The following is an 11,772-nucleotide window of genomic DNA, read 5'->3' as shown; positions in this document are numbered from 1 at the left end:
AATCACACCTCCGTAACCGGCGCAAAAGCACCGGGCTGTCTGAGCGCCCACAGCAGGCTATCTACCAGTGCCTGATGACAATGCGGCAACACCACCAGATGGCAGAATCGCCTCGGCGTTCCCTGCACGACCACCTGATCACTGGATAATGAAAACCGTTCAATCACCGACGGGTGTGGCGCACTGAATTGCACCATCAGCGAACCGCGGATTAACGGCAGTACCACTAACCGCTCCCGGCCAGGGTCAAGGCGTTCAAACAGATAGCGAAGCTGCTGGTATGCGTAGTGTTGTACGTCGTGACAACGGCGGATCATCTCCTGCTGTCCTTGTTCGCCCAAACGGCACAGCTGGTTCCACAACACCACCGCCGACAAACCGGGACGCGAGCCGGATAACGTTGCCTCGCCGCTACCGATATAGTTCGGGCGATTGAGTGCTACCGCACGATACGCTTCAGGCAGCATCACAATGCCGCACGGCCACGGCATACTTAACCATTTGTACGGGCTGGCGCAGATGGAATGCAGTGATGCCGCCTGTGCATCAATCGCCAGTTGACGCCCTTCCGACTCCGGCCAGAACGGCAGATAATTGGACGACAACGCCCCGTCCATGTGCAGCCAATAGTGACGTTGCTGCGGGGTATTCGGCGGCAGCAATCGCTGCAATTGCGCCGCAATCTGCGCCCAGTCGTCACAAGCACCGCTAAACGTCGTCCCACTGGTCAGGCAGATAATCACTGGCCGTCGGTAGCGATGAAAAAATGTCACCAGTTGCAACAGGCTCTCTACGTCCACGCGCCCGGCATCATCGCAGGGCAGCGCCTGTGGCCAGACACCAGCATTAATCGGGCAACGCCCCAACGCCGGACCGGCTTGCGCAGGGGTTGCCAGTTGCAATACCCGACACGCCTTGGCCAGTGAATAGTGGCTGCGCTCGGCATACAGGACCACGGGCGCGTAGCGCGCAAGCGTAGTGGACGGCCAATGGGTGGTCGCCGCACCACACAAAAAATCGCGCGCATTCCACAGCGCAAACAGGTTGCCTTCCGTCGACCCCATCGCCGTCAGGTAACCCCAGTACGGCGATGGCAAACGCCACAGTTGGGCGTAATACGCCAGCACCGCCCGTTCAAAACGCTTGCTGTTAACCTGATAAGCACCGGGCTCCATGCTATCCCCCAGGTTCAGCAGGTTCATCTCCAGCAACGGACGCAACCCGACATCAAAGCCACCCTGTTGGTTGGTCTGAAACCCGGCAAAATGCCGTTGCTGCTCCTCCATGTGCGCAATGTAAGTGCGCAAAATTCGCCTTCGTACCACATCATGCAGTCCATCGGCCAAAATCGTCAGTTCATCAACTGGTTGCATATCCCCACCCTTTGCTCATGTCAGCGATAAGAGCAGAGTAAGAAATCGCCCGCTTCACGAGCGCGGCTGTTCAACGTGGAAATACGGCGAAATGCGGGGGAGAAGCCACCGGGTGACACAACCGGGTCAGCGAACGGATAGACCGCCGTGCTCGTGAACAACTTCACAATTCATTCCAAACCAAAACTATGAAGATTTACTGAATAGTGATTGCCAACCCTGTAACCGAAACCCGTTAGCGTGAACCTGCTCAAAACTATTAAAAAATCTATTCGATCCAGATAGTGAAATGTCGTTTCGCTTGTTGAAGTGTTCGATTTTTACACTAAGACTGAGTCTGGTGACCGGCATACCGGTCAACGTCCACTATGGGCGCAGGGAAAAACTCATGCCCACAAACTTATTGATGGTTTAGAGAAAAGGAATACAGGCTATGAAATCACTCATTACCCCGATTACCGCTGGACTGTTACTGGCACTCAGCCAACCCGTGCTGGCTGCCACCAATACCGGCGGTTACGCCGCAACTGCCGGGGGCAACGTGACAGGTGCGGTCAGCAAGACGGCCACATCAATGCAAGATATTGTCGATATCATCGCGGCGGCCCGTCTGGATGCGAACGGTAAAAAGGTGAAGGGTGGCGCGTACCCACTGGTCATCACCTATACCGGTAATGAAGACTCGCTGATCAACGCCGCTGCCGCCAATATCTGCGGCCAATGGAGCAAAGACCCCCGCGGCGTGGAAATCAAGGAGTTCACCAAAGGCATCACCATCATCGGCGCTAACGGCTCTTCCGCTAACTTCGGTATCTGGATTAAGAAATCCTCTGACGTGGTGGTACAAAACATGCGTATCGGCTATGTGCCGGGCGGGGCTAAAGATGGCGACATGATCCGCGTGGATGATTCGCCGAACGTCTGGGTTGACCATAACGAATTGTTCGCCGCCAACCATGAGTGCGACGGTACGCCAGACGGCGACACCACCTTTGAAGCCGCGGTAGATATCAAAGGAGCATCGGATTACGTCACCGTTTCCTACAACTACATCCACGGTGTGAAAAAAGTGGGGCTGGACGGTTCCAGCAGCAGCGACACCGGCCGCAACATCACCTATCACCATAACCGCTACAACGACGTGAACGCCCGCCTGCCGTTACAACGCGGTGGTCTGGTGCATGCTTACAACAACCTGTACACCAATGTCACCAGCTCCGGTCTCAACGTACGTCAGAACGGCCAGGCCTTGATCGAAAACAACTGGTTCGAAAACGCAGTGAATCCGGTGACATCCCGTTATGACGGCAAGAATTTCGGCACCTGGGTGCTGAAAAACAACAATATCGCCAAACCGGCAGACTTCTCGACTTACGGCATCACCTGGACGGCAGACACCAAACCTTACGTTAATGCGGATAGCTGGACCTCCACCGGCACCTTCCCGGCGGTGAACTATAGCTACAGCCCGGTTAGCGCACAGTGCGTGAAGGACAAACTGGCTAATTACGCCGGTGTGGGTAAAAACCTGGCCACGCTGACCAGCGCATCCTGTCAGTAACCCAACAATCAATAACCCAGCAATCGAGCAGGCAACCGCCTGCTCTTTTCCCGGTATGGATCAGCCTGCCACTCATCTGGCGAATGAATTTAATAATCGGCAGGTTTTTAATTATTAAAGGTTATAACCAGCAGGTCAGAACTCCGTCCACAAAGAGTGATGCCTGTCAAAATTTGAAAAAACATAACCGTTACTAATAATGAACTGCCGTTTCATCTATTGAAATGTCGTCTTTTTGAGCTAAAACTGAGCGCAGGTTGATTCATGCGCTTCGGTTTTACTTATGTGTACCCTGCATGAGTTGTGTGACTGAACGGCAGTTAATGCCCCTGCAACATGAAGCATGACGGGAATATCGCGGCTGCATCAACCACCAATAAGGGCATGTGGAACGATAAATGCCCATTTCACATTTTTTTAAAAACAGGAACACGACTCATGAAATCATTCATTACTCCCATTGCCGCCGGTCTGCTGCTGGCATTCAGTCAATCCAGCCTGGCTGCGGATACCGGCGGTTATACCAAAACGGACGGTGGTAACGTCACAGGTGCGGTCAGCAAAACAGCCGCGTCCATGCAAGATATTGTGGATATCATCAATGCCGCCAAAGTGGATGCCAACGGTAAAAAAGTGAAAGGCGGTGCCTACCCGCTGATCATCACCTATACCGGTAACGAAGACAGTCTGATCAACGCGGCAGCCGCCAATATTTGCGGCCAGTGGAGCAAAGATGCCCGTGGCGTGGAAATCAAAGACTTCACCAAAGGTATCACCCTCATTGGTGCCAATGGTTCTTCCGCGAACTTCGGTATCTGGATAGTCAATTCCTCCGACGTCGTGGTACGCAACATGCGTATCGGCTACCTGCCGGGCGGTGCTCAGGATGGCGATATGTTCCGTATCGACAACTCGCCAAACGTCTGGCTGGATCATAACGAACTGTTCGCTGCGAACCACGAATGTGACGGTACCAAAGACGGCGACACGACCTTTGAATCCGCCTTCGATATCAAAAAAGGCGCTACTTACGTCACCATCTCCTACAACTACATCCACGGTGTGAAGAAGGTCGGTCTGGCAGGCTTCAGTTCTTCTGACAGCGCTGAACGCAACATCACCTACCACCACAACATTTACAACGACGTCAACGCCCGTCTGCCATTGCAACGCGGGGGTAATGTCCATGCGTACAACAACCTGTACACCAATGTCACCAGCTCCGGCCTGAACGTCCGCCAGAACGGCAAAGCGCTGATCGAAAACAACTGGTTCGAAAATGCGGTAAGCCCGGTAACGTCACGCTATGACGGCAGCAATTTCGGCACCTGGGTACTGAAGAATAACAACATCACCAAACCGGCCGACTTTGCGACTTACAACATTACCTGGACAGCCGACACCAAGGCTTACGTTAACGCCGACAGCTGGACGTCCACCGGTACCTACCCGACTGTGCCTTACAGCTACAGCCCGGTTAGCGCCCAGTGTGTGAAGGACAAACTGGCTAGCTACGCCGGGGTAGGCAAGAACCTGGCAACGCTGACCAGTGCAGCCTGTAAGTAATACGTTCCCGTCAGCCTGACTGATGTCAGGAACGTCCTCCGCCCGGCAAAAACGGGCGGAGGACGCCGGATTGATTCTGGGTGGAAGAGCCATCATTACTCACCCGCTTTTTGTTTGACAACGCCTGGCTATCAGGCAGAACACGCCCCGGCATAGGGATCAAGCCATCATGAGACACACCCTGTTATTTACATTGCTATTCAGTACCTGCGTTCTGACCGCTCAGGCCGCCAGTACTGCTGCCCCGGACCTGAAAGGCTTCGGCACCGAGACGGTAGCCGGTAGCGGCGGTAAAATTATCCGCGTCACCACTCTGGCTTCCAGCGGCGCTGGTTCGCTGCGCGAAGCGCTGGCCACCAAAGGCCCGCGTATTATTGTGTTCGAAGTGGGCGGCGTGATCGACATATCGGATAGAGACATCCGGCTTGCCGAACCTTACGTCACCATTGCCGGTCAGACTGCACCGTCGCCGGGCATCACGCTGGTCAAGGGCGGCATGATGATCACCACTCATGATGTCCTGATGCAGCATATCCGCTTTCGCATTGGCGATAACGGTCACGCCAGAAAGAGTGGTTTTGAGAAAGACGTCTCGCTGTATGGACCGACCGCCTACAACGTTGTCGTGGATCACTGTAGCTTTGCCTGGGGCACCGATGAAAACCTGTCGGTTTCAGGCCCACGTTACGACGGCCAGTCCGGCACCGCCCATAACGTTACCTTCTCAAATAACATTATTGCGGAAGGGCTGTACGACTCCAGCCACTCCAAAGGCATCCACTCGATGGGAACGCTGGTGCACGATAACGTGACCAACGCGGCGATCATCGGCAACCTGTATGCCCACAACAATGAACGCAACCCATGGTTTAAAGGTGCAACCACCGGCGTTGTGGTCAACAACCTGATCTACAACCCGGGGATTTGGGGCATCCGTATCGGAGCGATACAAAGTGAGTGGGAAGGCCGCGCTTTGCCGGTTAACGCCAAAGTCGCGATCGCCGGTAACGTGATGTATTACGGCGCTAACACCAAATCCGATCTCTCACTGGTCGGCAGTAATACCACTGGTGGCGATGTCTGGATGAGCGACAACCTGGCCTTCGATAAAGCAGGCAAAGCCGTCGCGCAGACATCCGGTACAGGTATTAACTTGCTGAAATCCGCCCCCGTCTGGCCCACCGGGTTGACGGCGCTTAGTTCCTCGTCAGTAGCCAACCAGGTGACGCAGCACGCCGGTGCCCGTCCGAAAGACCGCGACGCGGTGGATAAACGCATCGTTAGCGATTTCCAGAAACGTAGCGGCACCTTCGTCAATAGCCAGAGTGAAGTGGGCGGTTACCCCACCGCGACCGCGACCACGCGTACGTTGACAGTGCCATCCACCGGCGTGGACAGCTGGCTGCAACAGATGGCGAAAGATCTGGAATAATCCCCCCCAAACTCATCACCAGCGCGTTAAAAAATAGCAGGGAACCGATTATAGGTTCCCTTTTTTCTGGCAGCATGACGCGCGTATACCCTAAATAATTCGAGTTGCAGGACAACACGCTAGCGTGTTGAACAACGCCACGCGTTGGCTCTTTAGGGCAAGGTCATTAGAGCCTTGTCACGCGGTAAGCGAGTGACAAATTCGTTGGGAACGAATTTGACCAGCCAACGGCTGGCCTCTGGTGAGAGACAGGATGTCTATCATTTCATCCCGATGAGCTTACTCAGGTAAGTGATTCGGGTGAACGACAACTCTGCCGGGAGCAGAGTTGAACGCAGCGTGCTGCGGCCCTGACAGGGCGAGGCCCAGGGATGGGCCGAGTAATGCAACCAACACACCGGCAACTTGAAGTATGACGGGTATATTGACAACAACCATCGCTAAACCGTATATCAATACTATCAAAACAGCGAAACAGACCGACATCGCGAAAACAGACACACAGCAAAATAGGCCGGACAGGTCATCATCAGGATGACGATGCCATTGCGTTGCCGAACGACATCCTATTCGGCCCTCCTGATTCTCACCCTGGTCAGGCATTATTCCGCCACGCTACGCGGTATCCTGCTATCGGATGGCAATAAACAAGCCTGCAACGAGTACAGACTTTCAGACACGCTTTTTATATCGTGTGCCTGCCTTGTCATGCTCTTGTACTGCAAATTCAATATATTTGTATTGGCCACTGTATCAGCATCAATAAAATCGATAGCAGTGACGCAAGGAAAGAGAATAAAAACCTAACTGCTATTCCGCTGAGCACGCACGAATAACAACGAATGCCAGTGACAGTCACACTTTTTGCTTTTTTTTATTTTGAGGTGATACATGCGAGTCGATGTCCCCACAATGTTTATGATGATCATCGTCTCAAGTTTTGCCCTGGCTCTGTGTGTGCGCTGGGCAGCGCATAGCCACCGGGATCGAGAACTGATTATTTGCACCTGGGCATTAATCTTTCACGGAATCGCCTACATATTGTATGCATTACGCGGCCAAATTCCTGACACGCTATCCATCATTCCCTCGAACATCCTGATTGCTCAGGCCTACTCATTACTGCTTCTTTCCGTCACCACGTTCCAGCAACGGCGTGTCCCGCACTGGTTGCTGTGGATGCCAGCAGTATTTGCCGCCGTGTTCTTTAGCATCATGCTGGATAACCAGAAAGCCCGTACGCTGGTCAGCGGCATTCTGTGCATGCTGCAATCCGGTGTGGTGATTGGGTATTTGTTGACACAGGCAACCGATCAGCCCGCTCGAGGGCGTAACCTGATGGTGTTAGGGTTAGGCGTGAATATCCTCAGCCTTATCCATCGACTCTTCTTGTTACTATCCAGCGGCAATTATCCTACTTCATTACTCTCCAGCTCCCCGGCACTGACGATTATCAATGTGGCGAGTCTCGCCACACTGCTTTTCATTGCTAACGGACTGATCATGATGGCGAAAGATCGTTCAGACCATCTCAACAGCCTGATGCTGCGCCAGGACAGCCTGACAGGTTGCTGGAACCGCATCCGGGTACAAGAGATAGCGCGTCAGGAAATGGACCGTCTGGAGCGATATAGCTATCCCGTATCGTTGCTGATGTTCGACCTGGATCATTTTAAGAAAGTAAACGACGATTACGGCCACGCAACGGGAGATGAAGTGCTCAAAGCATTCGCCCACATTGCCCGCACCACGTTGCGTTCCACCGACGTACTCGGGCGATGGGGAGGCGAAGAGTTTGTCGCGATCCTGCCTTCTACCGGTATCGGCGGTGCGATACTGACCGCTGAACGCATCAGACAGGCACTCGAATCACAACGTTTTTCCAACAGCCTGCAGGTGACAACCAGCATTGGCATCGCTGTTTGTCAGTCTAGCGACCATTGGGAAAGCTGGCTCAGCCGGGCCGACTCCGCGCTCTATCGCGCTAAAGCGGCGGGCCGTAACCGTATCGAGACAGAAGCACTGATTGTCGATAATTCGCTGATGGTGTTACCGGATACCAATCTGGTTCATCTGACCTGGCACTACAGCTACGCTACCGGTCATCCGGATGTCGACCAAGAGCACCAGTACCTGTTTCGCCAGGCTAATGCACTGTTGCAGATAATACTGCGTGGCGGAACACGGGAAGAGTTCTCACAGCAGGTCAGCCAGCTTATCGATTTACTGCACGAACACATGCAGCATGAAGAGCAAATACTGCGCGAAAAGCAGCACCCGGACGCCGGTTATCATGCCCGCTTACACAGCCACCTGCTCTATCGGGCAAGCGAGCTACTACAGCGGTTTGAGCAGCAACAGATAGGCATGTCGGAACTGTTTCACTATGTGGTGTACGAAGTGATCACCCAGCACATGCTGATTGATGACAAACAGCTGGCGCTGTCTAAAAAGTAAACGAGGCTGTTTCCCCACACCACAGCATCCTGCTGCGAAAATGGGGAAATAATGCAAAAAACATGTCAAACCAACAGGCGATTACTTCTTAATCACTTTTGCTGACTGAATGATAATAGGCTTCGTCGGTACATTCTGGTATGGCCCGACATTGTCTGTCTGGACTTGAGAAATCTTGTCCGCGACCTCCATGCCCTTGACCACTTTACCAAATACCGCATAACCAAAATCACGCTGGCCGTGATCCAGAAAAGCGTTGTCCGCCACATTGATAAAGAACTGACTGGTGGCGCTATCTTTTTCACTGGTGCGCGCCATAGCGATAGTGCCGCGCAGATTACGCAGACCATTATCCGCTTCATTCTTGATAGGCGGATTGGTGGCTTTCTGTTTCATATCACTACTAAAACCGCCAGCCTGAACCATGAACCCTGGGATAACCCGGTGAAAAATAGTGCCATTGTAAAAACCGCTGTTGACATAATCGACAAAGTTTTTCACGGAAATCGGCGCTTTTTGATCATCCAGCGCCAGTTCAATGTTACCTGCGGTGGTTGTCAGCAACACGTGAGTGGACGTGGTAGCGGCAAAAGCCGGTGAAAAGGCGGTCAGGGCAAATACAGTCACTACCGCTGCCAGTATACGTTTTGACATGAAGCATTCCTTTTGAGGATCAACGACAGAAAGCGTACCGATTTTAAATAGCCGTACCTTTCTGCGCCACCCATTTACCTTTTTTTACGCGATCACGGCCACCCATTGGCGAAAAAAAGAGCACTATTTGCTCTCCCACCCGCCGGCTCAACATTATGACAGCCGCCACCGCTCCCCCGGAGTCGAAACATCATAACCGGGGGAGAGAAAGGGTCAAAAGAATGATGTGCTACCTGGCTATTAATGCTGGCTCAGCGTGTGCGCCTCGATCCAGTCAAAGTTGATATCCTCGCCCAGGCCGGGACGTTGCGGCAGGTGAACGAAACCGTCTTCGTCCATCGGGTCCACCAGTGAATTGAGGTAAGCAGCTGGTTCGTCGTAGTTCATGAATGGATGCAGCAGACCACGTTCATACCAGCGACAGTTTTTAATCGCTCCCACGACGGCCAGATTGGGTGCCCCGTTGCCATGAATTTCGCAATCCATGCCGAAGGCTTCCGCCAGATGTGCCACTTTAAGGCACGGTGAAATACCGCCCACACCCTGTACCCCGGCACGCAAGATGTCGCAGGCACCCTCCTTCACCCAGTCAGCACGGCTGAAATATTTCCCGCCCAGACTTTCCGGCCCGATGACATCGATATCCAGATTTTTGTTCAGCCAACTGTAGGATGCCATGCTCTGCTCCTCCATTGGCTCTTCGAACCAGGTGAAGTTCAGTTTTTGCAGCTCACGACCGATATACAGAGCCTCGCTACGGCTGTACCAATGGTAGCCATCCAGCATCAGGTTGATATCCGGCCCTACCGCTTCACGCACCGCCGCACAGGCTTTCACATCCATTTGCGGGCTGGGTGCGAATGATACCGGCGGCATCCAGGTATGCAGTTTAATGGCCTTGTAACCGCGCGTGACCAGCTTTTCGGCGAACTGACCGTACTCATCCGGTGTCGACAGGCCACCTTTCAGTTCATCGCCACACATAGTGCTACCGTATGCCAGTACTTTATCGCGGTAACCGCCCAGCAGTTTATAGACCGGCGCGTTCAGTGCCCGCCCTGCCAGATCCCACAAGGCTTGCTCGACGATAGCCAGCGCCCGGTCAGTTAACTGGTTAGCACTACCGCGCTGCCAGTGCACCAGATCCTGCCATAAACGCTCACGATCAAACGGATCCTGCCCAATCAGTACTTTGCGGAAAAAACTGTTCACCACATAGGGACGAATGACCTCCGGCGGTGCAAATGCATAACCTTTGTGCTCATCCTCTGTACTGATGGTTAGCAGCGCCATGCTAGCCTGATGCTCATCGCCTGGGTGGGAATGTCCTGCGCTGTCAGAAACGCGGCGAGTGGGATAAGTGAAGACGGTGACGTCAATGGATTCAATTTTCACGTTGATTACCTGCCTGAAGGTGAAGCGCCCGCCAGCATCGGTTTTTATGAATTGATAAAAATAAAAACACAGTGCTGATTTAATAAAATTGCGTTTTATTTATATCGATTATTGAGGAAGTTTACCGCGAGGTCATTAGGCAATTTATAACATTTGTGAAAATTATCCGCCCGATGATTATGCAATTGCCCTATTTACAATCTCCATTTTTATTATCTTTATTTTCCTTATCTGCCGTCCAGACTGACATCAATAAAAAACGCCGCTTCCGATAAGAAGCGGCGCTGTCTGAATAAAAATAACCATGACCAGATAACGAACGATCAGATTACGGGCGAGCAACAAACCCCACCACGTCATAGGCTTTACGCAGTGTTTCCTGCGCACGGGCACTGGCTTTTTGTGCCCCATCACGCATCACCTGCTGCAAGAAGGCTTCGTCATCACGGAAGCGGTGATAACGCGCCTGCAGTTCGCTCAGCATGCCGGAAACGGCATCGGCCACTGCGCCTTTCAGGTGGCCATACATCTGCCCTTCGAACTCTTTCTCCAGATCAGGGATAGCTTTCCCCGTCACCCCGGAGAGGATATCCAGCAAATTGGACACCCCGGCCTTGTTTTGCAGATCGTAACGCACCACTGGCGGCTCGTCAGAGTCAGTGACTGCGCGTTTAATCTTCTTCACCACCGATTTCGGGTCTTCCAACAGGCCAATGACGTTATTGCGGTTGTCATCCGACTTGGACATCTTCTTGGTCGGCTCCAGCAAAGACATCACTCGCGCGCCGGATTTCGGAATAAACGGCTCAGGAACACGGAACACCTCACCGTAAATCGCGTTGAAGCGCTGGGCGATATCCCGGCTCAGTTCCAAATGCTGTTTCTGGTCTTCGCCTACCGGTACCTGGTTGGTCTGGTAGAGCAGAATGTCAGCCGCCATTAACACCGGGTAGTCAAACAATCCGGCATTGATGTTTTCTTCATAGCGGGCAGATTTGTCTTTAAACTGGGTCATGCGGCTCAGTTCGCCGAAATAGGTATAGCAGTTCAGCAGCCAACCCAGTTGTGCGTGTTCCGGCACATGCGACTGGACAAAAATCGTGCTCTTTTGCGGATCGATACCGCAGGCCAGATAGAGTGCCAGCGTATCCAGTGTCGCCTTGCGCAGTTGCTGCGGATCCTGACGCACGGTGATCGCATGTTGATCCACGATGCAATAAATGCAGTCAAAATCATCCTGCATGTTGACCCACTGACGTAACGCACCCATGTAGTTACCAATGGTCAACTCGCCTGACGGCTGTGCGCCGCTAAATACAATGGGCTTACTCATG

The 11,772-nt window shown here is 53.0% G+C and carries 9 protein-coding genes; 4 read left to right on the top strand and 5 right to left on the bottom strand.

What is annotated here, in order from left to right; all coding sequences use genetic code 11:
- Nucleotides 1-2: 2 nt before the first annotated feature.
- A complete protein-coding gene (locus FGI04_RS20825) occupies nucleotides 3-1,373 on the bottom strand; it encodes a pyridoxal-dependent decarboxylase (RefSeq protein WP_407337200.1) in 1,371 nt (456 codons plus the stop codon).
- Nucleotides 1,374-1,393: 20 nt separating this feature from the next.
- Nucleotides 1,394-1,540: a hypothetical protein gene (locus FGI04_RS20820; RefSeq protein ID WP_342699266.1), complete on the bottom strand. Its 147-nt coding sequence runs from the start codon at nucleotides 1,538-1,540 to the stop codon at nucleotides 1,394-1,396.
- A 266-nt stretch (nucleotides 1,541-1,806) separates the two neighbouring features.
- Between FGI04_RS20820 and pelC the strand changes: the two genes are divergently transcribed.
- From pelC to FGI04_RS20800, 4 genes are all read left to right on the top strand, one after another.
- Nucleotides 1,807-2,934: a pectate lyase PelC gene (gene pelC, locus FGI04_RS20815; RefSeq protein WP_342699267.1), complete on the top strand. Its 1,128-nt coding sequence runs from the start codon at nucleotides 1,807-1,809 to the stop codon at nucleotides 2,932-2,934.
- A 438-nt stretch (nucleotides 2,935-3,372) separates the two neighbouring features.
- Nucleotides 3,373-4,500, top strand: coding sequence for a pectate lyase PelB (gene pelB / locus FGI04_RS20810; protein ID WP_407274148.1), 1,128 nt, complete (start codon nucleotides 3,373-3,375; stop codon nucleotides 4,498-4,500).
- A 169-nt stretch (nucleotides 4,501-4,669) separates the two neighbouring features.
- Entirely contained in the window at nucleotides 4,670-5,932 is a 1,263-nt protein-coding gene (gene pelZ / locus FGI04_RS20805; RefSeq protein ID WP_342699269.1) for a pectate lyase PelZ, read from the top strand.
- A gap of 1,041 nt (nucleotides 5,933-6,973) precedes the next feature.
- Nucleotides 6,974-8,389 (top strand): diguanylate cyclase, encoded by a 1,416-nt coding sequence (locus FGI04_RS20800; RefSeq protein ID WP_434964875.1) that lies wholly within the window; start codon nucleotides 6,974-6,976, stop codon nucleotides 8,387-8,389.
- An 81-nt stretch (nucleotides 8,390-8,470) separates the two neighbouring features.
- Here the strand turns inward: FGI04_RS20800 and ppiA are convergent, their stop codons facing one another.
- The 3 genes from ppiA to trpS form a co-directional block, all read right to left on the bottom strand.
- On the bottom strand, nucleotides 8,471-9,043 hold the full coding sequence (gene ppiA, locus FGI04_RS20795) for a peptidylprolyl isomerase A (protein WP_038905857.1): 573 nt from the start codon (nucleotides 9,041-9,043) through the stop codon (nucleotides 8,471-8,473).
- Nucleotides 9,044-9,283: 240 nt separating this feature from the next.
- Nucleotides 9,284-10,438 carry a mandelate racemase family protein gene (locus tag FGI04_RS20790; protein WP_342699271.1) on the bottom strand — a complete coding sequence of 385 codons (1,155 nt, stop codon included), beginning with the start codon at nucleotides 10,436-10,438 and terminating at the stop codon, nucleotides 9,284-9,286.
- A gap of 328 nt (nucleotides 10,439-10,766) precedes the next feature.
- Nucleotides 10,767-11,771 carry a tryptophan--tRNA ligase gene (gene trpS, locus FGI04_RS20785; protein ID WP_012886398.1) on the bottom strand — a complete coding sequence of 335 codons (1,005 nt, stop codon included), beginning with the start codon at nucleotides 11,769-11,771 and terminating at the stop codon, nucleotides 10,767-10,769.
- Nucleotide 11,772: the final 1 nt, after the last annotated feature.

This window comes from Dickeya ananatis (assembly GCF_019464615.1).
Classification (GTDB): Bacteria; Pseudomonadota; Gammaproteobacteria; order Enterobacterales; family Enterobacteriaceae; genus Dickeya; species Dickeya oryzae.
The sequence above is the reverse complement of the archived record's forward strand: the minus strand, read 5'-3'. Positions and strand labels throughout refer to the sequence as shown.